This is a genomic window from Capnocytophaga sp. oral taxon 902 (genome assembly GCF_013394735.1).
Lineage (GTDB): Bacteria > Bacteroidota > Bacteroidia > Flavobacteriales > Flavobacteriaceae > Capnocytophaga > Capnocytophaga ochracea.
This window is the reverse complement of sequence record NZ_CP058261.1, coordinates 2587194-2613471: the sequence shown is the minus strand read 5'-3', so window position 1 is coordinate 2613471 and position 26278 is coordinate 2587194. Positions and strand designations below refer to the sequence as shown.

At 38.6% G+C, this 26278-nt stretch carries 23 protein-coding genes and 1 pseudogene; 4 read left to right on the top strand and 20 right to left on the bottom strand.

Annotated elements, in window-relative coordinates; genetic code table 11:
- Window positions 1-379 precede the first annotated feature (379 nt).
- Window positions 380-1336 (top strand): acyltransferase family protein, encoded by a 957-nt coding sequence (locus HW278_RS11230; protein ID WP_178977873.1) that lies wholly within the window; start codon window positions 380-382, stop codon window positions 1334-1336.
- Between the two features lie 23 nt (window positions 1337-1359).
- Here HW278_RS11230 and HW278_RS11225 read toward each other — a convergent pair whose 3' ends face one another.
- The 8 genes from HW278_RS11225 to HW278_RS11190 form a co-directional block, all read right to left on the bottom strand.
- Window positions 1360-2088, bottom strand: coding sequence for a DUF4369 domain-containing protein (locus HW278_RS11225; RefSeq protein ID WP_178977872.1), 729 nt, complete (start codon window positions 2086-2088; stop codon window positions 1360-1362).
- Between the two features lie 48 nt (window positions 2089-2136).
- Window positions 2137-3204 carry an isochorismate synthase gene (locus HW278_RS11220; protein ID WP_178977871.1) on the bottom strand — a complete coding sequence of 356 codons (1068 nt, stop codon included), beginning with the start codon at window positions 3202-3204 and terminating at the stop codon, window positions 2137-2139.
- A 20-nt stretch (window positions 3205-3224) separates the two neighbouring features.
- Entirely contained in the window at window positions 3225-4970 is a 1746-nt protein-coding gene (locus HW278_RS11215; protein ID WP_178977870.1) for an ABC transporter ATP-binding protein, read from the bottom strand.
- A 68-nt stretch (window positions 4971-5038) separates the two neighbouring features.
- Complete coding sequence (locus tag HW278_RS11210) at window positions 5039-5668, bottom strand: trimeric intracellular cation channel family protein (protein ID WP_002675733.1); 630 nt, start codon at window positions 5666-5668, stop codon at window positions 5039-5041.
- Between the two features lie 47 nt (window positions 5669-5715).
- Window positions 5716-6369: a hypothetical protein gene (locus tag HW278_RS11205; RefSeq protein ID WP_178977869.1), complete on the bottom strand. Its 654-nt coding sequence runs from the start codon at window positions 6367-6369 to the stop codon at window positions 5716-5718.
- Window positions 6366-6992 carry a hypothetical protein gene (locus tag HW278_RS11200; RefSeq protein ID WP_178977868.1) on the bottom strand — a complete coding sequence of 209 codons (627 nt, stop codon included), beginning with the start codon at window positions 6990-6992 and terminating at the stop codon, window positions 6366-6368. Before HW278_RS11200 ends, HW278_RS11205 begins: the two co-directional genes overlap by 4 nt.
- 36 nt (window positions 6993-7028) lie before the next feature.
- Entirely contained in the window at window positions 7029-8336 is a 1308-nt protein-coding gene (gene mtaB / locus HW278_RS11195; RefSeq protein WP_178977867.1) for a tRNA (N(6)-L-threonylcarbamoyladenosine(37)-C(2))-methylthiotransferase MtaB, read from the bottom strand.
- Between the two features lie 30 nt (window positions 8337-8366).
- Window positions 8367-8726 (bottom strand): hypothetical protein, encoded by a 360-nt coding sequence (locus HW278_RS11190; RefSeq protein WP_015782817.1) that lies wholly within the window; start codon window positions 8724-8726, stop codon window positions 8367-8369.
- Window positions 8727-9081: 355 nt separating this feature from the next.
- Between HW278_RS11190 and HW278_RS11185 the strand changes: the two genes are divergently transcribed.
- The gene (locus HW278_RS11185; protein WP_178977866.1) at window positions 9082-11217 is read left to right on the top strand and encodes a S46 family peptidase; all 2136 of its coding nucleotides are present in this window, start codon (window positions 9082-9084) and stop codon (window positions 11215-11217) included.
- A gap of 52 nt (window positions 11218-11269) precedes the next feature.
- A complete protein-coding gene (locus HW278_RS11180) occupies window positions 11270-12658 on the top strand; it encodes an MATE family efflux transporter (protein ID WP_178977865.1) in 1389 nt (462 codons plus the stop codon).
- 88 nt (window positions 12659-12746) lie between these two features.
- Here the strand turns inward: HW278_RS11180 and HW278_RS11175 are convergent, their stop codons facing one another.
- The 5 genes from HW278_RS11175 to HW278_RS11155 all read right to left on the bottom strand — a co-directional run bounded on the left by HW278_RS11175 (window position 12747) and on the right by HW278_RS11155 (window position 15806).
- Window positions 12747-13355: a hypothetical protein gene (locus HW278_RS11175; protein WP_178977864.1), complete on the bottom strand. Its 609-nt coding sequence runs from the start codon at window positions 13353-13355 to the stop codon at window positions 12747-12749.
- Between the two features lie 140 nt (window positions 13356-13495).
- Window positions 13496-13864 (bottom strand): 3-hydroxyacyl-ACP dehydratase, encoded by a 369-nt coding sequence (locus HW278_RS11170; protein WP_178977863.1) that lies wholly within the window; start codon window positions 13862-13864, stop codon window positions 13496-13498.
- Between the two features lie 16 nt (window positions 13865-13880).
- Window positions 13881-14486: a hypothetical protein gene (locus tag HW278_RS11165; protein WP_002671588.1), complete on the bottom strand. Its 606-nt coding sequence runs from the start codon at window positions 14484-14486 to the stop codon at window positions 13881-13883.
- Window positions 14464-15078 carry an outer membrane lipoprotein carrier protein LolA gene (locus tag HW278_RS11160; RefSeq protein WP_178977862.1) on the bottom strand — a complete coding sequence of 205 codons (615 nt, stop codon included), beginning with the start codon at window positions 15076-15078 and terminating at the stop codon, window positions 14464-14466. Before HW278_RS11160 ends, HW278_RS11165 begins: the two co-directional genes overlap by 23 nt.
- Window positions 15075-15806, bottom strand: coding sequence for a polysaccharide deacetylase family protein (locus HW278_RS11155; RefSeq protein WP_178977861.1), 732 nt, complete (start codon window positions 15804-15806; stop codon window positions 15075-15077). Before HW278_RS11155 ends, HW278_RS11160 begins: the two co-directional genes overlap by 4 nt.
- A 635-nt stretch (window positions 15807-16441) precedes the next feature.
- Between HW278_RS11155 and HW278_RS11150 the strand changes: the two genes are divergently transcribed.
- Complete coding sequence (locus tag HW278_RS11150; protein ID WP_178977860.1) at window positions 16442-17368, top strand: leucine-rich repeat domain-containing protein; 927 nt, start codon at window positions 16442-16444, stop codon at window positions 17366-17368.
- A gap of 59 nt (window positions 17369-17427) precedes the next feature.
- On the opposite strand, the gene HW278_RS11145 is transcribed toward HW278_RS11150, so the two are convergent.
- The 7 genes and pseudogenes from HW278_RS11145 to lpxD form a co-directional block, all read right to left on the bottom strand.
- Window positions 17428-18390: a beta-ketoacyl synthase chain length factor gene (locus HW278_RS11145; RefSeq protein WP_178977859.1), complete on the bottom strand. Its 963-nt coding sequence runs from the start codon at window positions 18388-18390 to the stop codon at window positions 17428-17430.
- 46 nt (window positions 18391-18436) lie between these two features.
- Window positions 18437-21181, bottom strand: coding sequence for a cytochrome c biogenesis protein CcsA (gene ccsA / locus HW278_RS11140; protein ID WP_178977858.1), 2745 nt, complete (start codon window positions 21179-21181; stop codon window positions 18437-18439).
- A 337-nt stretch (window positions 21182-21518) separates the two neighbouring features.
- Entirely contained in the window at window positions 21519-22436 is a 918-nt protein-coding gene (locus HW278_RS11135; protein ID WP_178977857.1) for a UDP-3-O-(3-hydroxymyristoyl)glucosamine N-acyltransferase, read from the bottom strand.
- Between the two features lie 2 nt (window positions 22437-22438).
- A complete protein-coding gene (gene efp / locus HW278_RS11130) occupies window positions 22439-23005 on the bottom strand; it encodes an elongation factor P (protein ID WP_002671577.1) in 567 nt (188 codons plus the stop codon).
- 45 nt (window positions 23006-23050) lie between these two features.
- Window positions 23051-23845, bottom strand: coding sequence for an acyl-ACP--UDP-N-acetylglucosamine O-acyltransferase (gene lpxA / locus HW278_RS11125; protein ID WP_002671575.1), 795 nt, complete (start codon window positions 23843-23845; stop codon window positions 23051-23053).
- 6 nt (window positions 23846-23851) lie between these two features.
- Window positions 23852-25239, bottom strand: a pseudogene (locus HW278_RS11120) (bifunctional UDP-3-O-[3-hydroxymyristoyl] N-acetylglucosamine deacetylase/3-hydroxyacyl-ACP dehydratase).
- Between the two features lie 7 nt (window positions 25240-25246).
- Complete coding sequence (gene lpxD / locus HW278_RS11115; RefSeq protein WP_009411365.1) at window positions 25247-26266, bottom strand: UDP-3-O-(3-hydroxymyristoyl)glucosamine N-acyltransferase; 1020 nt, start codon at window positions 26264-26266, stop codon at window positions 25247-25249.
- Window positions 26267-26278 lie beyond the last annotated feature (12 nt).

The following is a 26278-nucleotide window of genomic DNA, read 5'->3' as shown; positions in this document are numbered from 1 at the left end:
ACCTTTGTCATTCGTTACCCGTCATTCGTCATTCCTTCCTTTTTCTTTCGTTTTAACACTTTCTACCACACACTCTTAATCATTCATTCCCAACTACTTAAATACCCTTTCTATACCAATCTTCCAAGATTCGTATAAGCTTCCTATAAGCTTTCTATAAGCTAATCCCATCTTAAAAGCACTTTCACACCTGCTACGATACCCTTCGTTTTCTTCCGAAAAGCCCCAATATGCCACTTTTGTAGTACACACTTTGTTAAAGTTTTTTTATTGCCTCAGGTATTTCTGGCATCATTGGCATTATTGACATTTCTGGTATGAATCAATTATTTTGTAGTATCAAAAAAAGAATGTATTTTTGCCTCATAAAGAAGTAACTATGAAAGAACGCAACCCTCTTATCGATGTGCTCAAAGGTTTTGCTATCATCTTGGTAGTGATAGGGCACGCTTCGCAATGGTTTTCGGGTGATGACCGCACCAACCCCTTGTATGTAACCATTTACGCTTTCCATATGCCCCTTTTTATGTTTCTTTCAGGCTATGTAAACTTCAATATTCGTGGCGAACTGAACCTCAGCAAACGCTTTCAGGTGTTGGTGATTCCTTTCTTCGTCTGGTTTTTAATTTCTGTCACCTATCACGGTTATATCCTCGATATAGAAAAAGTATGGGAACATCTTTGCGTGCTTATTTATAAACCCACACAAGGAATGTGGTTCTTGTGGTTGCTATTTTGGGAGTGTGCCTTGCTCTACCTGGCTTTGAAGATTAATAAACATCGTGAAATATGGGTAATGATAGGTCTCTGGAGCATTCTCATCTTCTTGCACCGAGTTACAGGAGCACAACCTATCTTTTATGGATTGCCCGAATTGTGTTGGTATTTCATCTATTTTTCATTGGGTTATGCCACACACAAGTACAAACCTCAAGCGCTGAAAATCCTCCGCCCTATGGGTTGGGTGAGCCTTATTGCCTTTCCGCTCCTATTGCTCTTTCCTGTCGATAAAGCTCATTACATACTTGACTCTCTCCGTTTATACGCTTTAGCACTTACGGGTATCACTGCTTCTTATGTTTTATGGGAATGGTTCTGCCGTTCTGAAAATAAGGCAACACAATGTTTGAAGTATTTAGGAGGCATTTCTTTAGAAATATATGTCACCCACTATTATATGCGCTTCTTAGTAGTTTACATCAAAGAATATATAAGCGATAATTTCTATTTGAACGTAGCTATATTTACCGTTTTAGCCATCATCGCTTGCGATATAATACAACGATTGGTACAGCGCATAAAATGGCTAAGAAGAATACTCTACGGTAGATTTTAAATAGGTGAAAAACTCTTAATTTTTCACTTCTCCATTTCTTTTTCTGCCTTGCGAGCTTCTTCTATATAGTTTTTGAACTCTTTGCCGTATTTAGAATTGGCAACCTCTTTATTGAGTTTTCCATAAATAGAATCTAAGTATTTTACGCGAGTATTGGGGGCATCAACCAATACCACATAAGGGGTGATATACGAATCGGGGTGCGTAAGGGCATAGTTCAAAACAAAGAGGTGACGACGGAAGTTATTTTTCTCCGATGCTGCATTCAGCGAGTCGGCTAAGGTAGTATTACCCGCCTTAAAAGCATTCACTTGCTGTTCGAGGAGTTCAGCATTGCGCATTCCGAACTGTCGCATAGTGTGGGCATACTCTCCATAATCCTTTTGCGATTGTGAACCACTGATATTGGCTTTCACTTCAAACATATCATAAGAACTGTTGATAGTAATCTGCTTAGGTTCACCAAAGAACATTAGGCGGTCACCGAGGTCGGTACCTGCTTGTTTTTTTAAATCGAGGTAAATAAAAAACACTTCAGGACTCTCTAAATGTCGCTTGAAGGTAAACTTACCATTGCCATTGGCTACTACCGAATCGATATTGGTGAGCTTATCGTTTACGAATTGTTGTAGGTAGATAGTACCTACTTTCAATCCGTCGATATTTCCTTCCACAATCATTGTGTTTTTGTCGTCCTTCTTGCAAGCTACTATCATTAATAGTGCTGAGACTGCCATTACTATTCTTTTCATTATTGTTTAGTTTTTAGTTATTAAAAAGAGAGACAATTTAGCCAAAGTTTATATGATTGTCATCATTGTCATTGCTTTATTTTGTGTTTCTTCGTATTCTTTTTCAGGAATGGAGTCTTTGGTAATACCTCCTCCCACATACAAATAGGCTTCGTTATCAGTGATTTGCATACAACGCAAATTCACATAGAATGCTTGGTTATTGTTGGACACCCAGCCACAATAGCCTGTGTAATATTGCCTTTTATAAAGTTCGTTTTCTATAATAAAAGTGCGCGCTTCCTCAGTAGGATAACCACAGACGGCTGGTGTAGGGTGCAGACGTTTTATTAACTCATATACTTTATCAGGAGCTATCTTTCCTCTTATTTTAGTACATAAATGCATCAGACTACCTGCTTGCACAGTTTTAACTGCTGAAACCTCAAGTTCATTAACATACTCTTGTAACTGCTGCACGATGGTATCAGTAACTATTTGCTGTTCTTCTTTTTCCTTAGTATGCCAATGTATCTCACCTTCTTTAAAAGGTTGTGTTCCTGCCAATGCCATTGTGCAAAAATCTTCGCCATTACTGCGGAAGAGTGTTTCGGGCGTAGCAGCGAGCCAAGTCCCTACTTTTGGGTGATAAAACAAATAGCAAAATGCCGAAGGGTATCGTGTTACCATATTGGCAAAGCTCTTAAACGGATTTACGACTTCTTTGATAGTTATCTTGCGCGAAAGAACCACTTTCTCAAAATGACCTCCGTGTATCTCATCAATAGCTTTGGTTACTAAATCTATGTGCTTTTGTTTTTCGGCTTCGGTATCTTCTAAAATATCAATATTAGTATTTTCTACAATCGATTGTGTAGGCAAATGGCTTACGGTAACTTTGTTAGGAGTGATGATAACAGCAGGTTCGTTAGCATCGAAAGGAGCGAAAACAAATCCCTCTTGTTCTTCTTTATCAGTGTTAAAAAAATGAAGTGTATCATTTTCTTGTTCCAACAATATTACTGAAGTGTGATAAGGGGGCTTGTAGCACACAAAAGGTAAGTGTTCAGCATATTTGTGCTGTACTTGTTTTAAAAGTTCTTCAAATGAAATATAATCTTCAGTTTCTATTCTCATAAGTTAAATCACATAACAGCTTATATGGTTTGGGTATCATAAAAAGCTTTAAAAGCACCATTTCGTGCCAATAGCTCATCTTTGGTACCTTGTTCTACTAATTTTCCTTTGTCGAGCATCAGTATTTTATCGGCGTATTTAGTGATAGACACACGATGACTCACTATAATTACGGTCTTGCCTTTTAAGGTATCGCGCAAATTAGTTAAAATCTTCTCTTCGGTATCAGTATCTACGGCTGATAAACAATCGTCTAACAAATAAATTTCGGCTTCTTTGAGCAATGCTCTTGCGATAGCTACTCGTTGGCGTTGCCCGCCACTGAGTGATACCCCGCGCTCTCCAAGCACCGAGTCGTATTGATGAGTGAACTCTGTAATATTGTTGTGTACCACTGCTTTTTGGCAGGCTTGTATTATCTGTTCTTCGGTAGCATTTTTATTGCCAAAGCGCAGATTGTTGCGAATAGTGTCCGAAAACAAAAAGTTCTCTTGTGGCACTACCGAAATAGCTCTGCGTAAGCTGTGTAGATTCAATTCTCTTACGGGTTTGCCTCCTATCAGTACTTCACCCTGATTTGCATCGTACATACGTGCAATGAGATCTAACAGTGTAGTCTTACCACTACCGGTTTTGCCTATAACGGCTACTGTTTGTCCTGCTTCTATGTGGAAAGATACGTCTTTAAGAGCTTCTATTCCTGTATCTTCATAACGGAAAAATACTTTATCAAATGTAATATCTCCTTTAATAGGGGTAAGCTCTCCTACCTGATTGCGTATCTGAGGTACTTCGGAAAGAAACTCGTTGATGCGCTTTTGCGAGGCTTCCGCTTGTTGTACAATAGAACTTACCCAACCCACCGTAGCCACAGGCCAAGTGAGCATCATCACGTAAATACTGAACTCTACAATTACTCCAATAGATTGTATTTCACCGGTGTAATAGAGCTTTCCCCCAATAAAGATTACAAAGATAAGGCTCAATCCTATCATCAGTATCATTGTAGGGATAAAGAAAGCCTGTATCTTAGCGAGCTTGATGTTTTTCTGACGACCGTCTTCGGCGAGTACTGCTAATTGCGCATCGGTAGCCGCCTCGTTATTATACGATTTTATCACCCCGATACCCGAGAAAGTTTCTTGCGAGAAAGTAGAAAGGTCGGATAGGTAGGCTTGTACCTTCATCGTTTCGATATTAATCTTTTTGCTCATTTTGTAGATAAGCAAAGAGAGAATAGGCAGTGGGATAAGGGTGTAGATAGTAAGTTTGGGAGAGATGATAAACATTAGCGGAATTACGCAAGCAAAAAGTGTAATAGTTTGCACACTGTACATAATAGCAGGACCTGCGTACATACGTACTTTCGATACGTCCTCGCTGATACGGTTCATCAGGTCACCTACTCGGTTGCGTTTGTAGAAGCTAAGCGATAACTGTTCGTATTTCTTAAATATCTCGTTTTTCATATCGTATTCGATGTAACGAGATACATTGATGATAAGCTGACGCATAAAGAACATCAGCACTGCCGATATGATAGTTGTACCGATGATAATAAGCGCGTATTCTATAAGTAAGGAAGTCATTTGTGAGGCATCTTTGTTAGCCGATTTAGCAAAGTCCTCAATGGCTGCGATAGAGTTTTTTACATATCGCGGCATAAAGAGTGAAAACACTCGCGACACTATGGTAATAAGTATCCCAAGTAGTAAGTGGTATTTATATTTATAAAAATATTTACGTATATGTCTCAGATGTGCCATTGGCTTAAATTCTCAATCAGAGTGCAAAAGTAATAAATAATGAGCAAATAACAATAAGAACTCAATTATTAAAACTTCGGTAACTCCCAATGGTATTTTACCGATAGCAATCGCACAGCTATAACTACCATTATGGTAATGAATACTACTAAGTTGTGATTTACAAAGTTATCAATAAGGAAATAAACAGTACCTCCTGCTATGCAAGCCGTTGCGTAAATCTCTTTGTGGAAGACAGCAGGTAGTTTGTTGGCTAATATATCCCGAATAACTCCTCCGAAGCTACCTGTCATCGTACCTAAGATAATAGCAATAGTAGGCGACAAGCCAAAACGCAATGCTTTTTCTATCCCGATGATAGTGAACACCCCCAGCCCAATAGTATCAAACACCATCAGCGATTTGCTCCAATGCTCAGAGAATTGCTTTTTAAAAACAACAGTAATCACTACACTAATGACTATCATCAATATATATGTAAGGTTGTTCATCCAGAATACCGGTACACTGCCTATCATAATATCGCGGAGCGTCCCCCCTCCTACTCCTGTTACAAAGGCTAAAATGAGCATTCCAAATATGTCCATACGGCGTTCTAACCCCACTAACACGCCCGAAATACCAAATACAGCCGTTCCTATTAAGTCCCAGAGATAAATCTGGTCTATCTGCGATAGTACATTGATAAAATCTTCCATTCTAAGTTTTATTTTAATTTCTGTGACTTGCCACACTTCTCTTAGCATTAATGCCAAATCTCCAAAAGTCGCCAAGTGTCCCCTACTGGCACAAACACAAACGCAATAGCTTTTTCCGTATTTTTACAACATACCCCATCGGGATAATAACTAAAAGTATAGGTTTGCAGGGCGTTGATATCATCGGTGAGTAACTCTTCTTCGGTAAGAAGTACACTGCCGTCTTTCTGTACCAACAAACGCATTAAAGGCTCTGCCAAATGCTGTTGTCTAAACGCCATATCAGTAGTGAATTGCTTGAAGAAAGTAGGGAACTGCTTTTGCTGGTCTACCAGCTGTTTAGTTTGCTTTTCCATTTCGGCATAAGGTAATAAGCTACCGTCCTTTTGCTGTAAGAATACCTGTTTGCAATCATCTTTAGCTACACAAAAGGTGTACAAATGTATATCGGCATAAGGCAATTGGCTCAGCAACTGATAGCGGTAATACGCTTTACTATCTTGTTGCAAGCTATCTTGCACCCAATAGGTGCGATTACTACCCGCAAGACTTTCTATCTGTTGTATTTTCCCTTTTACTTCTGCTAATTCAGCAACTGTTTGCTTAGCGGTCTCAGTATTACAGCTCTTTTTTAAGCTAATAATAGGGTTATCGCAAGCTAAAAACAGTAGTAAAAGGGGTATTGTTAAAAGAAATTTCATCTTTCAGATATTACTTTTACTTTATAATCCAACTTATCTACATCTATATTTTCAGGAATTATAGGCAAAGTATCCATCTTTTCAAAAAACAATTCATAGCCACACTTACTCTCAAAAATATCAGGTTCATTTACATCTAAGAAGCCTAATACTTTTACCCCGTAATTACCTGCTGGGATATCAAATCTATCTCCTGTGTCTCCATTTAATTCTACATCTTCTACAGCGGGTTGAGGATTTAGGCTCTTTTCATTAGCAAAATCGGAATAATTACTTTCGTAATCCCAATTCATTATCATAAAGATATCTTCTACAGCTAACCTTCCGCTTTTTACTTGTAGAGGTAATGAGACTTCATTTTTAAAAACTACCCATTCGGTAGGGATTTCACTTTTAGTAGTTGTATTTATGAGTATTTCATAATCAAAAGGTTCTATATTATAGATAGGTAGTAATATTCCTCGTTGGATACTTTCCTCACCTATTGCAGGGTTATTGATGAAGTATTTCAGTAAATCGTCATCTTCTATACCTTTTTCGAGTAGGAACTCTTGTAGTACTACTGGATCAAAGAGTACAAACCCAGGGAATTCTAACATTAATTCTGTTTTATAGCGTACCATTGTTGTTTTATTATTTTTAAATTTCTTTATTTTACTTTATACAAATTCAAATCTTACCATTCCGTCTGCATCTATCTTAGTGAGCTTTACTTTGTGCAATGTATTCACTAAGGAAGGATCCCACGGGGCTTTTACCTTTACGTAGTTCTCTGTAAATCCGTGAATGTAACCCTGTTTGTTGTCGCTCTCAAAAAGCACAGTCTTCTCTTTCCCCAGCTGACTCGTATAAAAGGCATTGCGTTTCTTTGCCGAGAGTCCACGTAACATCTTACTGCGCTTAGCGCGTACGGCGTCGGGCACTACCCCGTCCATTAGCACCGCCTCAGTATTGTCGCGCTCAGAATAAGTAAATACGTGCAGATACGATATGTCCAAATCATTTAGGAAGTAATATGTTTCCAAGAAGTGCTCATCGGTCTCCCCCGGAAAGCCTACAATCACATCTACCCCTATACAAGCATCGGGCATCACTTCGCGTATTTTGGCTACTCTACTCACATAAAGCTCACGCAGGTAGCGGCGTTTCATTTTTTTGAGGATTTCATTACTTCCACTTTGTAACGGAATGTGAAAGTGAGGCACAAAGCTGTTAGATTGCGCTATAAAGTCGATTGTTTCGTCCTTAATGAGATTCGGCTCAATCGATGAGATGCGCAGGCGTTCTATGCCTTCAACCTTATCAAGGGCTTGCACAAGTTCCAAAAAGGTATGCTCGTGCTTTTTGTTGCCAAATTCTCCCTTGCCATAATCACCTATGTTCACGCCCGTAAGCACAATTTCTTTGATACCTTTTTCCGAGATTTTCTTAGCATTAGCAATGATATTTTCAATAGTATCACTGCGCGAAATACCACGTGCCATCGGTATGGTACAGTATGTGCACTTGTAGTCGCAACCGTCCTGTACTTTTAGGAAAGCCCTCGTACGGTCTCCAATAGAGTAGCTCCCCACATAGAAATCTGTTTCCGAAATCTCGCAGGAGTGTACCACACCCTCATTATTTTTGGTAAGGTCATCGATATATTGGGTAATGTTGAACTTTTCTTTTGCTCCCAACACCAAATCTACCCCATCTACCGAAGCGAGTTCTTCGGGTTTCAGCTGGGCATAACAACCCACTGCCACCAAGAATGCCTTAGGGTTTGTTTTCAGTGCTTTACGCACTATTTGTTTGAATTGCTTGTCAGCATTTTCAGTTACCGAACAAGTATTGATTACATATATATCAGCGGGGTCGTCAAAATCTACGCGCTGGTAGCCTTCTTCTTCAAAGCTCCGCGCAATGGTTGAAGTCTCCGAGAAGTTTAGTTTGCAACCCAAAGTATAAAATGCTACTTTCTTCATTATTAATTGTCAATTATCAATTGTCAATTGTTAATCGTTAAAAAATTCTCTCTCTAAAAAATACTGTACAATGGCTTTTTTCATCAGTATGGTTTGTTCACCAGGCTTTAGGTCAGGGAGGTTTTGCACCAAACGGTAATGAGGCCAGCCGTCAGGGTCTGTAAATTCGTATTGGTAATAGCCAAAGGGTTCTAAGAGCTTACAAATGCCAATGTGCATCAAGTCTACTTTCTCATCTTTGACGTAAGTGCGTCCCAATTGTCCCAATTCTTGTACCCCGATGAGGTAGATAATCCCATCTACCCCCAATGTCTCTCCTTCGGTAAAAGTATCGGAAAGGCGTTGTACCACCTCTTCCCAACGGGCTTTTAGTAGCTCGTGTTCGGTCATAATAAATTCATTTTGGGTGCAAAAGTACAAAAAAAAATCATATTGCAAATTCGTGCTACATCTGCCTTACCTTCATCTTATCCCCTCTTTAGTTCCGCCTTATCATCGTTCTTTGTTCGTCCTTTCTTCGTCTTTTATTTATCTGCCCATGCGGCTCGCACCGTCTTTTGTTCGTCTTTTGTTCGTCTTTTGTTCGTCTTTTGTTCGTTCATTGTTCGTTCATTGTTCGTCTTTTGTTTGTCCTTTTTACTAATTCTCTCATTTTCTAATTAATCTGCGTACACGGCTCACACATTTGCTAATTTGCCAATTATTCCCTATCTTTGCACCCTAATAAATCATTATATTATTTTTTATGAAGAAAATCAGTCTTATACTGTTGGCTTTTTTATTGCTCACTCCCATAGCAAAAGCCGACGAAGGAATGTGGTTTTTGATGTTCATCGAACGTCTCAACCAAAGAGATATGCAGAAGTTAGGCTTACAACTCACTGCTCAAGAGATTTATAGCATCAATAATAACAGTCTCAAAGATGCTATCGTACAATTTAATGGAGGTTGTACTGCGAGTATCATCTCCAAAGATGGCTTAGTGCTCACTAACCACCATTGTGGCTATGGCAATATCGCTCAGCTCTCCACACCTGAAAACAACCATCTAAAAAATGGATTCTGGGCACGCTCTCACGCCGAAGAACTTTCACCTAAGCAATCATTCGTGCGTTTCTTTGTGCGTATGGACAATGTAACCGACCGTATGCTATCAGTGGTAAAACCTTCAATGAACGAAAAAGAACGCGAAGCTGCTCTCAACCAAGAAATGGCTAAAATACAAAAAGAAAACAGCGAAGGGGGTAAATATATAGTTTCAGTACGTCCGTTCTTCCAAGGTAATGAATATTATTACTTCGTATACCAAGATTTTAAAGATGTACGACTTGTAGGTACGCCTCCTGAAAGCATTGGGAAATTCGGTGGCGATACCGATAATTGGGAATGGCCTCGCCAAACAGGCGACTTCTCGCTTTTCCGCGTATACACTGATAAAGACGGTAATGCCGCCGACTATTCACCTAATAACGTACCTCTTAAAGCAAAACGCTATCTTAAAGTGAGCCTTAAAGGCGTGCAAGATAAAGATTTTGCAATGATTATGGGATACCCAGGACGTACCAACCGTTGGGAAAGCTCTTATTGGGTAGACCAAAACGTAAAATATGCCTATCCTGCGTGGGTAGAAGCCTCTAAAACAGCTATGGACGCAATGAAGCGCTTTATGGATAAAGACGATGCCGTACGCTTGCAATATGCTTCACAATATTCAAGCATTGCCAATTATTGGAAAAACCGCCAAGGTATGATTGATGCTCTTACGGCTCATAAAACAGCAGCTACTAAGCGTAAAACCGAAGCTATTTTCGCCAAATGGGCTAATAAAGCTGAAAATAAGGCTGAATATGGCGACGTACTGAACACTTTATCTAATTTCTTTGAAAAAACCAATGCTAAATCAGCCGATGAGAATTATTTGGGTATGCTATGGCGTGCTTCTTTCTTTATAAAGATGCCTGTACGTTACATCAGTATTGTAGATGGGGCTAAACGCGGAGGTATGCCCGCTGAAGAATTGCAAAAAAGAGTTGATGACTTGTTAGCCGATTATGACAAAGTGAATTTAGAGGTCGAAAAGGCTATCCTTGCCGATATGTTACAGCTCTATGCTAACAAAGGTAACGAAGTTCCTTCTCAGTTGAAAGATATCAAAACAAAATATAATGGTAACTTCCATAAATATGTAGAAGAACTTTTGGCTAATAGCATTTACCGAAGCAAAGAAACAGCGAAAACAGGTACTCAACAAGATATCATACAATTAGCACAAGACCCTATTTTGCAACTCTCCGAAGTGCTTTTCAACAGTTACCGCAACCCTTCTCAAGAACTTATAAACTTAGAAGACAGCTATGCCAAAGCCTTCCGCAAGTTCGTAAAAGGTATGCGCGATTCTAAAATCAGTACTATCTTGTATCCCGATGCCAATTCTACTCTGCGCCTTACCTATGGTACGGTCATTCCATTGGCTGCCGATAAACGCAACCCCGATGCGAAAAAGAACTACTATACTACCTTCAATACCCTAATGGCAAAGTACAAAAAAGGCGATGCCGAATTTGATATGCCACAGCGTATGCTCGACCTTTATAAGAAGAAAGAATTTGGAAGGTATATAGACAAAGACGGTTCTATGCACGTAAACTTCCTTACTAATAACGATATCACAGGTGGTAACTCAGGTTCGCCTGTAATGAATGGTAAAGGAGAACTCATAGGGCTTGCTTTCGACGGCAATATCGAAGCAATGGCAGGCGATGTAATCTTTGACAAACAACTACAACGCACTATCAACGTAGATATTCGCTACGTCCTCTGGGTAATCGATATTTATGCCGGAGCCAAGAACATTATAAATGAAATAGAAACAGTACAGTAGATAAAAAAGTTAGGAGTTAGCATATAAGCTAATTCCTAACTCCTAAAATAGAATGAGCCTATCAAGTTATACAAAAGAATTCAAATACAACTTTAAAATTGCTTACCCCATCATATTAGGAATGCTCGGGCACACCCTTGTTGGGTTCGTAGATAATGTAATGGTAGGTAAAGTAGGTATTACTGAACTCGGAGCAGCTGCTCTGGGTAATACCGCTATATTCATTGCAATGTCGTTTGCCATTGGTTTTTCTATTGCTAGTACTTCCTTAGTAGCAATGGCTGATGAAGCAGGTGATAAACCAACTGCTCAGTCTATTCTCAATCACGGAATGGTACTTAATGTAATATTAGGAGTAGTTCTCTTCCTTTTATTGTTTTTTGTAGAACCTGTGATGCGCTATACAGGACAAAGCGAGAAAGTAATAGAGTTGGCAGTACCCTATACTCATTTGGTAGCTTTTTCGCTTATCCCGTTGGGTGTCTTCACTACCTTCAAGCAGTTTGCCGATGGCTTATCAATGACCAAATATGCTATGTATGTTACTATCTTAGCAAACTTGCTAAACGTCTTTCTAAACTATCTTTTTATTTATGGTAATTGGGGTTGCCCGAAATTAGGAGTGTTAGGTGCTGGTATTGGCACCTTAGTATCACGAATTGTAATGCCTATAATGCTTTTCTTTATGCTGAAAAACTTAGAGAAGTCGCGTGAATACGTTATGAGTATCAGTTTTAAGAATATGCAACAAGCAATGTACAAAAAGATAACTGCTCTCGGACTCCCCACCGCTATGCAAATGATTTTTGAAACAGGTATCTTTACCGCAGCTATTTGGATAAGCGGAATGCTGGGAGAAAATCATTTATCGGCAAACCAAATTGCGCTCAACTTATCGAGTATGACTTTTATGGTTGCTAATGGCTTAGAAATTACCGCTATGATACGTGTAGGAAATCAATTAGGAGCGAGAAACTATGCTAATTTGCGCAGAGTAGCTATTTCGGTATTTCTGTTAGTACTCTGCACACAAGTATTTTTTGCCCTTCTTTTAGCGGTATTTCGCACTTGGTTACCGTCATTGTACTTAGAGATGGATAACATTGAAAAATTAGCTAATAATACTCTAGTAATAGGCGAAGCTGCCAATCTCTTGCTCATTGCAGCTATTTTTCAAATATCCGATGGAATGCAAGTAACAGCTCTTGGTGCTTTACGTGGAGTACAAGATGCTAAAGTGCCTATGTACATCACCTTTGTTGCTTATTGGCTAATTGCCTTCCCTATTCTTTATGTGTTAGGCGTTCATACCAATTTAGGTACTATGGGCATCTGGATTGGCTTGCTCACCGGTCTCACAGTCGCTGCTGTCTGCCTCTTGTATAGGTTCAACCGTATCAGCTTACAACTGATAGCCAACAGACACCAATATACTTCTTAAAGTTTTTGTAATTCATAAATAACAAAGGGCTGTTCAATGTACATTGAACAGCCCTTATATTTTTATTATAATAATTTATAAACTAATTTTAATCTTCTTCTTCTCCATCCCAGTATTCCAGAAACTCCTTTATGAGCTTGGCGGGATTGGCTTTCTTTGTCCAAGAAATAGGCGTATCTTCAAAATCTCGCTGGTGAATAATGATAGGAATATTACGCCCAAATACCTTTTCTACCTCCCCGTCGTCCAACAATCGTTTGGCTAGAGCTATCACCTCTTTGATAAAGTCTTTACCAAACTTATCACCTTTTTTGAGGAGTTTGTCGTAAAGTTCTTCATCTTCTTCTATAGCGCGGTCGTTTTCCTCATCAGAATAGAAATAAGGAGTTTTAGCAAACCACTGTTTCAGCAATTTGTCTTTTTTACCTCCTACGGTTTCCACTTCTGTTTGTAACCAATAATCAAAATTCCACTTGGCATCTTCTTTCGAAGTGGCGTTGTAACTTTCTTCTTTTACATTTGAAAGGGTATTATAGCCCAGTGTAATTTTAGGAAATCGCAAGTCATCATCGTCCCACGTATAACAAAAAGACAGTGTATAGACTTCTTTTTTATCCTCTTCATTTGCAATTTCTTGAATTGCATTTTTCAACTTCTCGTAACTCTTCTCTGTAAAGTTTTTTAGTTCCTTTTCCACTATAAAATATTGATATTTTAATTCTATTTGCTTTTAATGATTTTTTCAAAATGTCTGCAAAAGTAACTATTTTATTTTACATAGCGTAATTTTTGAGCTATTTTTTTTCATTTCAGATAATGAATAAAGAAACGAGCTTTTTAAGATACTATTTTATACAAATTCGTAAGTTTTAGTGCTGCCGTTTCATCAAAGGAAGTGGTATTTTTCACTTGTATGTCGGCGTCTTTATGCTGAATGGTGAGTGTGAGTTGCAAAATAGGGTGAGTAATGGGGTTGATAAGCGCCATAAACTTCACATTGGTAGTTTTGGCTAAAAAGAGTTTATGCCTTGTAATTTCCTCAGTAAGATTCTTGATTATTTGCATCATACACACTCCTGGTGTAATAGGATTACCAGGAAAGTGCCCTTTGAAGATAGCGTGTTGAGGGTTGAGGGTAAGGGTGCAGAGATAGTTTTCTGCGTCTTGCTTTTCTAAGCTATTGAGGGTATAAAATTCTTTTAACATTTTTGAGAATAAGCAATTAATGATTTATAATTAAGGGTTCTAAAACTATTTTAATAGTAAAGGTGTGATGTTCTATGGTTATGTTGTTGCTATTATAGGTAAAAGTAGTGTATAGTTTCTTACCTTGCATATTGAGCTGTTTGGAGAGGTTGGTTCCTGAGGTAAACAAATAAACGGCATCATTCCCATCTTTGCTTTGTTGTACTTCGATAGTGCCATTGGTGTATTTTTGAGTAACCTGCCAATGGGTTTTAAGAAGGTGCTTAAAGTCAGTGGTGAGGGTACGAATGATGATTTTCCTATTGAGGTCGGAGGTTATATAGTTGGTTTTTATCTTTCCGCTTTGGTTTTCAAAATCGAAAAGTGTATTACCAAAGTCGGTAGTAAGGGCTACTCGCCACGTATTATCCGCGGTAATTTTAGCTACTAAGAGTCCGTTGAAAGTGTGACCATAAGCGGTAATGGTAGCGCGATAGAGGTACTCCTCCCCTACCCTTATGTGGGGATTGGCTATCGTTGTTGGCGTTGTAGCCATTGATTGGTATTCAGCAGGGAGGTTATAAGAAGGTGAACAGCTGCCGAGCCATATAACAAACAGACTACATTTTAAAATTTGCTTCATCAATTTTTGTATTTAGTTTTTTATTGCTGAATAAGATTTCGGTGTAGTCTTTAGAAGGTTCAATAAGTTTTACGCGCTCCACGACACTATCGACATCGAAATAAAGATGTATTTCACTCACATATTTCAAAAGTATCTTATCCTTAGGCAATAGTTTTACCAATGTACTTTTGCCTGATTTGGCAAAGGTCATAGCAAATTCTTTCTCGTTGAACATATCACCACTGATAGAACTCACAATGAGGTTATTTATTTTTTTAAAGACTTTATTATCAGCTTTCATCTGTGAGACATTACCTGCATCGTTCACCGTGATTTTATCTTTCTGAAAAATAATGCGATACTGGTAAGGCTTTGTGTATTGCCAATTTAGTTTATCGGGTTTAGCGAATGCCATTTTTCCAAAGGTCTCAATATCCTTACTCATAAAATCCAAATGTTTTTTCTGAGTAAAATCAGCTTGCATTGTTTGAATTGCCTTGTTTTTAGCAATGGTTTGAGTTTTAAAGTCGCGTATTTGGACTTCGGTAAGAGCTTGAGCACTGATTGTTAAAGGTGCAACACAAATAAGGAATATTAAGAGTTTTTTCATTCTAAATTATTTATAATTGTATAGTTATTTTCTTTGAGATACTGCAATAAGCGTTCCAAAACGGTGAGGGTATGAGGCAGACGGTCGTGCATCAGGATAATATTGCCATTGGTGAGCTTGCGTACGATACGGTGAAAGAGCTTGTCTTCGTTGTGTATTACGGTATCTAATGAGCGTACATCCCAACCTATAGCTTTCTTAGCTGTTGCACGAATTGCTCTAGCAACGGGGGGTGAGGTGATTCCGTATGGAGGTCGGAAATATGGGGTAACGATATCCAAGTGCGCCAATGCTTCATCGGTATGGCGGATTTCGTTGGCAAGGGCTTTTGCGTGCAGAATATTTTTAGGCTGATGTGTAAAAGTATGGTTTGCCACTAAATGACCTTCGGCTTGCATACGTTTGACGACCTCTGGATACTTTTGTATTTGTTCACCTACACAAAAAAAGACTGCTTTGGCGTTGTATTGCTCCAAAAGGTCTAAGAATTGTGGTGTGAGTTCTGAGGGACCATCATCAAAAGTTAGCGCTACTGTTTTTACTGGACGCCCCTTTAAGAAGTATTGTGTTTTAACAAAATAAGAGAGGCGGATATCGAATACGCCCCAAGAGGTAATGCCTAAAAACAACACTATTAATAACACATATACCCACCAAGGAGCATTTTGTATAAATGCTGTTACAAGAGCACTGATAAATATTGCGATTGTAAAAAGATGTTTGTTCAATGTTTAAATAATAAAATGTTGATACTTTGTCAAGGAAAATCTCACTCGGATTTCACGGGTTTACACGAAATTAAGACTAAAAAAACTTTTTGTAATATATTATTTTACAAATTTCCACCTAACAATGAATACTTTAGTTTTTCTACAATAAAAGTTGCTTTAGTACGGCAAAAGTAAGATACATTTTACTTCCTTACAAATATTTGAGTTATTTTTTTCTCTAAGCGTAGGAATTCAGTTTTTATTAAGGGAATTTTATTTTTACTTTTTTCGATGTAAAATTTTCTTCGTTTGAAAATAAGTTGTACATTTGTCGCGAATTTAAAAATTGTTTAAACACTTTTTAAAAGAAACCAGAAAAAACAATTACATAAAAACATAAATTAGCGTTTCGCTTTACAATTTTCCTTTCATAGAAAACGACCAATTTTTAACAGCAAGGAAAGTGAAGTGGAAATGCCTGCGTTATAGCGTGGGCATTCCTTTTTACTTTTGCTGTATGCCTTTGGTCGGGCTTCTATGAGAAAGTAATAGGGAATGTGCCCGCGTTTTTTTATGTGCTTATGTAAACGGTAAAGGCGGAAACCGAAAAGCCTGTAAGAGAGTAGGAATGACAAACTTTTTTTTACTAACAAATGAGAAAAGTAATTTTAATGACAGTAGTAGTGCTGATAGCACTAACTGTAAGTAATTGTAGAAAGGAAACAGAAAAAATTATTGAAAGAGTTGAGGTGCAAAAAGGCAATCAAATTCTTTCAGGGAATGATGTACCAACGACTTCATTAGGAAGTGTAGGAGACTATTATCTAAACAAAACTACAATGGAACTCTACGGACCTAAAACAACTGAAGGATGGGGGAATGCTATAGGTCTAAAAGGAGCTCAAGGGGAAAAGGGAAAAGGTGGAGCAACTATTCTATCTGGAATTACAGCTCCTACTACTTCACAAGGAAAAGTAGGAGATTGGTATATTGACACTCAAAACAAACTTCTTTATGGGCCTAAAACAGAAAGTGGTTGGGGTACCGCAATTAGCTTAATAAGTAATAGCAGTAGCACTACCCAAAAAACAGATTTTTTAGTAAGTGACGATGGTACTACACTATTGCAATGGAGGAATAAAAACTCTGTAAATATTGATATGACAACTATCCCAGAATTAGCCAATGTTACTAAAATAGGAAATGGTGCTTTCACATATTGTTCAGATCTTACATCCATAAAACTATCTGAAAAAATTACTCTTATAGGACATTATGCTTTCTCAAGTTGTGATGGCCTTACAGAATTACATATTCCTAAAAATGTAACAAAACTTGGGAGTCGTTTGCTTGATGGTTCTCCTAACATAAAAGATATTTATGTAGAAGCTATAACTCCTCCTACCATTAGTACTTCTTGGGGATATGGTACTTATGTTAAAAACATTTATGTTCCTGCAAGTAGTTTAAACGCTTATAAGAATAATGTTCAATGGAAAAAACTTACTGATATAATAGAGTATGACCCTAATACTCACCAACAAATGGTAAAAGGTACTAAACTAAAAGCTATGCCTTGATTTTCATCAATAATAGAAACAAAAACTGCAACACCTACTTATTGTAAGTGTTGCTTTTTTTATTTCTTCAACAGTACAAAACTAAAATCTTTGCCTCTATATGAATTTACTAATAAAATATGTTGTATGGGGGTGGAAAGAGTAAGCTCGCAAATGGCAGGAAGGGTTTGCTTTTGTAGTACTTGACAAGCAAACCAAAGTCCGAAAGCTGAAGCTGTGTAATACTCACTACTCAGGTTTTTGTAGTGCAAGGTGGGGCGTTGCCAAGAACGATTTTCTGCTTCTCCAGTAAGTATCAAATCTATTTTAGAGAGGGTAAGATGGTGGCGAGAAAGAAAGTCTTTTAGGGCTGTTTGTTGTTGCTCGGGGGTGAGTTCATTGTACAAAGCCACATCTACAAGTTCTCCATAGGTATTGGGGGTAGCCTCTGCTGATAAAGCAAAGAAACTTGCGCCTTCCCCTTTTTGATCAAGTCCTACTAAATCATATAAATACAAAGTGTGCGGACTGTGTTCATCTACACCTCCTACCAAAGCCGTATTGATAGCGTCTTGCCCCATTTGCATTTTAGCATCTAACAAAGCCGATTCAAATGATACAGCCCCATTTACATAGGTAAAGTTTTCTCCTTTGCACTGCAACAAAAGAGCTATCTGCCCCGCAACAGTATTATGAGTAGATTGTATAAAAGCCGTAGGAGTGAGGTGCTCCTCGTTGTCGTTGATAAGCGCTGTAAGGAATTTTTCAGAATCTTGCAGGCATCCCATACCGGTACCCACCAAAATAGCATCAGGGGTAGAAATATGCGCTTCTTTAAGGGCTTCAGTAGCAGTGGCTATACCCATTTTTACGCCTTTAGCCATACGACGACTGGCATTAGGGGCAATATATTCTTTATAAGAAGGTTCTTGAGCGTAACACACTTCCTCTGGAGTAACCTTTAGGGCTTCATCGAGGAAATGAGGAGTTAAGAAAGTAGGTTGAGTCGAGATACAGGCTGTTCCGTTGATATAAGACTTCATTCAATTAACAATTTACAATTAATAATAACGATTTAGGAGTTAGATATTAGGAATTAGTATTAGACTTTAGTAAAACTTGTGATGTATTTTTCACTCTCAAATACGATACCAATCCTAACAACAGCACTATCCCCACAGCATAATACACAAAGGTAGGGGTAATAATTTTATCGCCTGTGGCATAGCTGTGCATACCTGTAAGGTAGAAATTCACACCAAAATAAGTCATTAGGATACTGCCAAAGGCAACAATGCTCATAAAGTTGAACACCCATCGTCCACGCCAATGTGGTATCAAGCGCAGGTGTATCACTAACGCGTAAATCATAATGCTAATCAATGCCCAAGTTTCTTTAGGATCCCATCCCCAATAACGTCCCCAGCTTTCATTTGCCCACATACCACCCAAAAAGTTGCCTATGGTGAGCATTACGAGCCCCACTGTAAGAGCTAATTCGTTTACAATAGTGAGTTCTTGTTGTATGAGGTTGATTTTATGAGCATTCTTGCGGGTGGTAACTATCATCAGTAGGAGGTTGATAACACCTAATAGCATTCCTAAGGCAAAAGGTCCATAACTACCTACAATCACGGCAACGTGCAACATCAGCCAATAGCTATTGAGTACGGGTTGGAGGGTTCCAATAGCAGGATCCATCCAATTCCAGTGAGCGATCATCAGTATCATAGCGGTTACAAAAGCGGTGGCAGCAACCGTGAGGGGGGAACGTCGCGAAAAGAAAAGTCCTACCCCAATAGCCGACCATCCTACATATATCATACTCTCATAAGCATCGCTAAAAGGTGCGTGGCCTGAAAGATACCAACGCACAGCAAGTCCCACAGTATGCAGGATAAAACAGAGCCACAGTAAGACTATACCTATTTGGGTAAGTCTTCTAAAAATTTGTTTTGGTATAAAAATATGCCATAGTAATACTATAAATAACACTGTACCAAGATACAAATACGCTTGAAAGAGTTGTTCAAAAATGTTGATGCGATTGTACCATAATTCGGTTTGTATTTTGGCAGGTGAGGGCAATACCTCAGCCGAGTAAAATTCTTGTTGTAGTTTGATATTGTTGAGCACCTTATCAGCTTTGCTATAATCGCCTGTTTCAGTGGCTTGTTGTAGCAAGATAAGGTAAGCTGGCAATGCGTTTTTTACAAATTGTTTGTACAGTGGGTCGGTGATTTGGAGGGTGTCGTTTACGTAATCTAAGTGCGAAATCCACTTATAATTAGGAGCATTAGGCACAGGGAAGACCTTAAAGATATCGCCTTGTAGTGCTCTGTTGAGCAATCCAATACGTTGGTCTACTTCCTTAAAATCTTTTTGAAATTGGTTAGGAGTATTCGTGTTGTAAATATCCTTCAACAAAGGGGCGAGTTTGTACTGTCCATTTGCATCAAAAAAATCTTTAGGTTTTACCCATTTGGTTCCTTTGGGGACTCCCAAAAAACGATGCAAACTGTCATTAGCTTTCTTCACATAGATAATGTCCGACTCATACCACGCTTGCGGACTGAGGAGCATAGAAAGCAAGACTTGATCGGAAGTGAGTCCTTTATAAGTATCGTGTTTACTAAGTTTGCGTAAGAGTTCTGAAGAGAAGGTATTCACGGGCTTAAAACGCCCATCATCTTGAATGAGCATTGCACCAAACTTTTCAGCGTGCGCTTTGTTGGGTACTACCATAGAGGTTTGGGCAGTAGCCAAAGATCCAAAACATAATGCCAAAACGATTGCAACCCTTTTGGCTTGTAGGTCTTTAAGTTGCTGATTGAGTTTTCTAAATCGGGATTTGCCTACAAACATAAATGCCAGCAAACTGCCGAAGAGCAGTATATAACCTACGTAAGTGATAAGGGTACCCCAAAAGTCACGATTTACCGAGAGTATAGTACCTTGTTCATCGGGGTGAAAAGAAGATTGGAACAAGCGATAACCTTGATAATTGAGAATATGATTCATCTCAATATCATAAGGAAAGCTCTCCCCTCCTCCACTCACGGTTACTTTGCTTTTAAAGGAAGCGTAACTATTCTCGGTACCAGGGTATTTTTCGGCTATAAAATCGTTGAGGGTAAGACTAAAAGGCAATTTTTCTTCGCGTGCTCCATAGCTTAGGTGAAACTGTAAACCGTTCAAAGTGATTGTGGCAGGAGGGTGCTGTACTCCGCGTTTGCCCATCACCGTTACTTCTTTGTGTTCATTGCCTGAAACAACCTCTAATACTAAGGCATTCATCTCCTTGCCGATGCGTTTAAACGATTTATACGTAATGCTAAAAGGTTTGCCTTTAAAGTCGGACAACCACTTGTAATGATTAGATGTATAAGGCGAGAAAAGCACCTCTTTTTGTTTCTTTTTACGCAAGGGAGCTCCTTGATAATTGCCATCTACCATTGCAGTGATATAAGTGCGGTCGGAGAGGTAAGTATTTGTAGTTTCTCCTTCGCGTAGAGAAATCATACCTTCATCACCAAAATAGCGCGTAACCCCAGCCCCTACAATGATAAACACCCACGAGAGGTGTAACACCAGCACTGCCCAGTTTTCTTTTTTGAGCAATCGGTAACGGGAGATATTCCCTATAAAATTCAGGACAAAAAGCCCCATTATCGCCTCAAACCACCAAGTGTTATACACCCAAATGCGGGCGGTATCGGTATCGTAGTCGTTTTCTACGAAAGTACCCACTGCCATAGCTATGGCAAAAGCAATGAAGAGAATTGCCATCAGCTTGGTGGAATAGAGGAAAGAGATGAATCTGCGTACTATCATAATTGGGGGCAAAGGTAGTGAGTAATTAACAAATTAGCAAATTCTTCAATTAACTAATGAAGAGAGCTGAGAATCCGGAAGAAAACAAAAAATTTCGGAAGATGTTTTTTGACAAAAAATTAAAAAATAGCTTCTGGAGGAATATAGTTAGCTTATACAAAGCTTATAGGAAGCTTGAACGAATCTTGGACGATTGGTATACAATAGCTATATAAAAAGTTGAGAATTAGTAGTTAAGAATTAAGATAAAGAAGAGGTTTGGGCGAAGGTAAAGTGATAAAAAACGAAAGGAACTACCTAAAAAGGCAGTTCCTTAATTGTATAACTATAAAATTACTTATTTACAATTGATAAGCTGTTTGAGTGCACTCATTTCTTTATATTTCTCACGGGCTTCTCCAGCAGGATAACCAAAGTAAGTTTGTCCACCCTCTAAGGATTTAGAAATACCACTTTGAGCTAAAATTACTGCTTTTTCACCTATGGTGATACCGCTGGTTATTCCTACTTGTCCCCAAATAGTTACTTCGTTTTCTATCACTACACAACCAGCAATCCCTGTTTGTGAAGCAATGAGACACTTCTCTCCTACTACCGTATCGTGACCTATATGCACTTGGTTATCTATCTTAGTTCCTTTTTTGATAGTGGTATCACCTGTTACTCCTCTATCAATGGTACAAAGAGCGCCTAAATCCACATTGTCCTCAATTACTACACGTCCGCCTGACTTGAGTTTATCAAACCCTTCGGAGCGTTTTTTGTAATAAAAAGCATCTGCTCCGAGCACTGTGCCGGCGTGAATAGTTACGTTATCACCTATCACACAATCGTCGTAGATGCTCACATTAGAATGAATACGGCAGTTGTTTCCTATTACTACATTGTTACCCAAAAAAGTACCTGGTTGCACTACTGTATTTTCACCTATACGAGCTGAAGGGGCTATAAGTGCAGTTGCTTTTTGAAAAGGTTTAAAAAAGTCGGTGAGTTTATTAAAATCGCGAAAAGGGTCATCGGATATTAAAAGGGCTTTCCCTTCAGGGCATTCTACTTCTTTGTTGATAAGTACAATAGTAGCCTTAGAATGCAAAGCCTTCTCGTAATACTTAGGATGGTCTACAAAGACTATATCACCTGCTTGTACTACGTGAATTTCATTCATTCCAAGTACGGGGAAATCTTCTGCACCTACGTATTTCGCATTGATGATAGTAGCTATTTGCTTAAGGGTATAAGGCTGTGAGAAACGCATAATTAGTCTTTCATTCTTTCGACGTAAGTACCTTTTTCAGTTTCTACCTTAATGCGGTCACCTTCGTTGATGAAAAGAGGTACATTCACAATAGCTCCTGTTTCAACAGTAGCAGGTTTGGTAGCATTAGTAGCTGTATTACCTTTTACTCCTGGTTCTACGTGTGTAACAGTAAGGATAACATTAGCAGGCATTTCAACTGAAAGCGGTGTTTCGTCTTCGGCATTGAAGATTACCATCACTGTTTCACCTTCTTTAAGTAAATCGGGGTAATCGAGCATATCTTTACGGATGTGTACTTGGTTGAAGTCGTCGTTGTTCATAAATACAAACTCATCGCCTTCGGCATACAAATATTGGAAAGAACGAGTTTCGACACGTACATCTTCAATTTTGTGACCAGCAGAGAAAGTATTGTCAAGTATTTTACCTGTGGTAACACTTTTGAGTTTAGTACGTACAAAAGCAGGACCTTTCCCTGGTTTTACGTGTAGAAATTCAATAATTTTGTAGATATCGTGATTGAAGCGAATGCACAATCCTTTTTTAATGTCTGCGGTTGTTGCCATTTATTCTATTTTAAGTTATTTGTTTTTTGTTTTAAATTCTTACTCTTACTCTTTTATTAATTCACCGTGATAGCCTTTCATAATACCGTGCTGTGAGCGACGCACGAATTGCAATATCTCATCGCGTTCTACGGTGGCTTCCATTTCAGCTTCTATATAGTCCAAAGCGTGAGAGGTACTGAGTTTCTTTTGGAAAAGTACACGGTAAATATCTTGTATCTCACGTATTTTCTCAGTAGTAAATCCACGACGATGTAACCCTATAGAATTCACTCCTACATAAGAAAGTGGATTGCGTGCGGCCTTTACATAAGGAGGAACATCTTTACCTACAAGCGAACCTCCTGTTACAAAAGCATAACTCCCTATAGAACAAAACTGATAGACCGCAGTCATTCCTGCCATCACAGCACAATCACCTACAGTTACGTGTCCTGCAAGAGTAGTACCATTAGAGAAAATACAGTTGTCCCCCACAATACAATCGTGAGCGATATGAGAGTAAGCCATTATCAAGCAATTATTACCAACTACAGTTCTCATACGGTCGACGGTACCTTTATTGATGGTTACACACTCTCTGATAGTAGTATTATTGCCTATGTGAGTAGTGGTTTCTTCACCTTTATACTTGAGATCTTGTGGAATAGCTGAAATTACAGCTCCAGGAAAAATTTTGCAGTTCTTCCCTATACGCGCTCCCTCCATAATGGTTACGTTAGGTCCTATCCAAGTACCCTCACCTATTTCTACATTTTTACTGATAGTAGTAAAAGGCTCTATCACTACATTTTTAGCGATTTTGGCATCGGGGTGGACATAAGCCAAAGGTTGAATCATATACTTTTATTTTACTTTAACAATTTGAGCCATTAGCTCAGCTTCAGTAGCCAACTTCCCGTTCACATAAGCGTAAGCTTGCATATGGCAAATACCACGGCGAATAGGCGTTAGCAATTCTAACTTGAATATAAGGGTATCCCCTGGCACTACTTGTACTTTGAACTTCACATTGTCTATTTTCATAAAGTAAGTGAGATAATTTTCGGGGTCAGGTACGGTACTAAGTATCAATACACCTCCTGTTTGTGCCATTGCTTCTATTTGGAGCACTCCAGGCATTACAGGAGCTCCAGGGAAGTGTCCTACGAAGAAAGGTTCATCCATTGTTACATTCTTTAAACCTACGACGTGTTTGTCAGAAAGTTCAAAGATTTTATCTACCAACAAGAATGGCGGACGGTGAGGTAACAACTTCATTATATCAACAGTATTGAGTAACGGCGGTTGATTGATATCTATAGAAGGAACGTTGTTACGACGTTCATTTTTTATAATCTTAGAAAGTTTTTTAGCAAATTGGGTATTGGTGAAGTGCCCAGGTTTAGTAGCAATCACTTTTCCGCGAATGCGTGTACCTACCAATGCCAAATCGCCTATTACATCCAATAGTTTATGGCGAGCAGCTTCGTTAGGGTAATGCAAAGTAAGATTATCGAGCACTCCATTAGGTTTCACTGAAATATTATCTTTGTTGAAAATCTTTTTAAGTTTCTGCATCGTACTATCAGAAATTTCTTTATCTACATATACGATAGCATTATTCAAATCTCCTCCTTTAATCAAACCGTGATCAAGTAGAGCTTCGAGTTCGTGCAAGAAACTAAAAGTACGAGCATCAGCTATTTCGGTTTTAAATTCGGAAAGTTTATTGAGGTAAGCATTTTGGGTGCCCAAAATCTTAGTACCAAAATCTACCATTGTAGTCACTTGGTATTCCTCGGCAGGAATGAGAGTAATCTCACTACCTGTTTCTTCATTTACGTAAGTAATTACTTGTTTTACTATATACTCATCACGCTCTGCATCTTGAGGAGTGATACCCGCTTTTTCTATAGCTTCTACAAAATATTTAGAAGAACCATCCATAATGGGAGGTTCGGAGGAGTTGAGCTCAATAATCACATTATCCAAATCCATACCGACGAGCGCTGCTAAGATGTGCTCACAGGTTTGGATTTTCACCCCCTTTTTCTCTAAAAAGTGCCACGTTCTGTACTCGCTACATAGGTAGCATCAGCTTCGACAACGGGGTTACCTTCTAAATCAGTACGTACAAAGGTAAAACCATTGCCTACTGGTGCAGGTTTGAGCACCATTTTTACTTGTTTACCAGTATGTAACCCAATACCTTCTAAGGTAATTTCTTTGGATAAAGTATTTTGCTTTACCATAGTGTATTTATTTTAATTTTTTTTCTAATTCTTCTAAGCGTTTAAGCAAGTTAGGTAATTTTCTAAAAATGACATAAGCTTTGTTGTATTCAGCGTGCCCCAAAGCGGGAGAGCCTTGTATCGCTTCATCGTCTTTAAGGTTGCGACCTACCCCTGTTTGGGCTTGTATTTTCACGCGATTGCCTATTACTAAGTGACCTACGATTCCCACTTGACCACCTATCATACAATTTTCGCCTACTTTAGTTGAGCCAGCGATGCCTGTTTGGGCAGCAATCACTGTATTTTTACCTATTTCTACATTGTGGGCTATATGTATTTGGTTGTCTAACTTTACCCCCTTACGAATGATAGTAGAACCTAAAGTTGCACGATCTATAGCTGTTTCTGCACCTATATCTACAGAATCTTCAATCACGACATTACCTATCTGTGGTACTCTGCTGAACTCTCCTTTTTCATTGGGCTGGAAGCCAAATCCGTCAGCACCTAATACTACTCCACTGTGGAGCATACAATCTTTGCCTATGACAGTTTCGGAATATATTTTACAGCCTGCAAAAATAGTAGTCCCCTCACCTACTGATGAGTTATCACCTATGTAAGTGTTAGGATAGATTTTTACATTATCGCTTATCACTACATTTTCGCCAATATACACAAAAGCTCCTATATATACATTTTGTCCTATTTTAGCAGATGAAGCGATAAACGAAGGTTGTTCTATACCTACTTTATTCATTTTCACTTGATTGTAAAATTCTAAGAGTTTAGTAAAAGCGGCATAAGCATCGTCTACTCTCACTAAGGTTGCTGATATTTTATCTTCAGCCTCAAAGTCCTTATTTACAATCACTATAGATGCTTGAGTAGTATAGATAAAATGTTTGTATTTAGGGTTTGCCAAAAAAGATATACTCCCTTCACTTCCCTCTTCAATTTTTGAAAGTTTATAGACTTCAATTTGGGGATTTCCTTCTACTTCACCGCCGAGTACATTGGCTATTTGTAATGCTGTAAATTTCATTTAATTAGTTTA

Bases quoted from the DNA above. Each gene is read 5' to 3' on its own strand.
- HW278_RS11230 (WP_178977873.1), top strand. From the start codon at position 380: ATGAAAGAACGCAACCCTCTTATCGATGTGCTCAAAGGTTTTGCTATC.
- HW278_RS11225 (WP_178977872.1), bottom strand. From the start codon at position 2,088: ATGAAAAGAATAGTAATGGCAGTCTCAGCACTATTAATGATAGTAGCT.
- HW278_RS11220 (WP_178977871.1), bottom strand. From the start codon at position 3,204: ATGAGAATAGAAACTGAAGATTATATTTCATTTGAAGAACTTTTAAAA.
- HW278_RS11215 (WP_178977870.1), bottom strand. From the start codon at position 4,970: ATGGCACATCTGAGACATATACGTAAATATTTTTATAAATATAAATAC.
- HW278_RS11210 (WP_002675733.1), bottom strand. From the start codon at position 5,668: ATGGAAGATTTTATCAATGTACTATCGCAGATAGACCAGATTTATCTC.
- HW278_RS11205 (WP_178977869.1), bottom strand. From the start codon at position 6,369: ATGAAATTTCTTTTAACAATACCCCTTTTACTACTGTTTTTAGCTTGC.
- HW278_RS11200 (WP_178977868.1), bottom strand. From the start codon at position 6,992: ATGGTACGCTATAAAACAGAATTAATGTTAGAATTCCCTGGGTTTGTA.
- mtaB (WP_178977867.1), bottom strand. From the start codon at position 8,336: ATGAAGAAAGTAGCATTTTATACTTTGGGTTGCAAACTAAACTTCTCG.
- HW278_RS11190 (WP_015782817.1), bottom strand. From the start codon at position 8,726: ATGACCGAACACGAGCTACTAAAAGCCCGTTGGGAAGAGGTGGTACAA.
- HW278_RS11185 (WP_178977866.1), top strand. From the start codon at position 9,082: ATGAAGAAAATCAGTCTTATACTGTTGGCTTTTTTATTGCTCACTCCC.
- HW278_RS11180 (WP_178977865.1), top strand. From the start codon at position 11,270: ATGAGCCTATCAAGTTATACAAAAGAATTCAAATACAACTTTAAAATT.
- HW278_RS11170 (WP_178977863.1), bottom strand. From the start codon at position 13,864: ATGTTAAAAGAATTTTATACCCTCAATAGCTTAGAAAAGCAAGACGCA.
- HW278_RS11165 (WP_002671588.1), bottom strand. From the start codon at position 14,486: ATGAAGCAAATTTTAAAATGTAGTCTGTTTGTTATATGGCTCGGCAGC.
- HW278_RS11160 (WP_178977862.1), bottom strand. From the start codon at position 15,078: ATGAAAAAACTCTTAATATTCCTTATTTGTGTTGCACCTTTAACAATC.
- HW278_RS11150 (WP_178977860.1), top strand. From the start codon at position 16,442: ATGAGAAAAGTAATTTTAATGACAGTAGTAGTGCTGATAGCACTAACT.
- HW278_RS11145 (WP_178977859.1), bottom strand. From the start codon at position 18,390: ATGAAGTCTTATATCAACGGAACAGCCTGTATCTCGACTCAACCTACT.
- ccsA (WP_178977858.1), bottom strand. From the start codon at position 21,181: ATGATAGTACGCAGATTCATCTCTTTCCTCTATTCCACCAAGCTGATG.
- HW278_RS11135 (WP_178977857.1), bottom strand. From the start codon at position 22,436: ATGCGTTTCTCACAGCCTTATACCCTTAAGCAAATAGCTACTATCATC.
- efp (WP_002671577.1), bottom strand. From the start codon at position 23,005: ATGGCAACAACCGCAGACATTAAAAAAGGATTGTGCATTCGCTTCAAT.
- lpxA (WP_002671575.1), bottom strand. From the start codon at position 23,845: ATGATTCAACCTTTGGCTTATGTCCACCCCGATGCCAAAATCGCTAAA.
- lpxD (WP_009411365.1), bottom strand. From the start codon at position 26,266: ATGAAATTTACAGCATTACAAATAGCCAATGTACTCGGCGGTGAAGTA.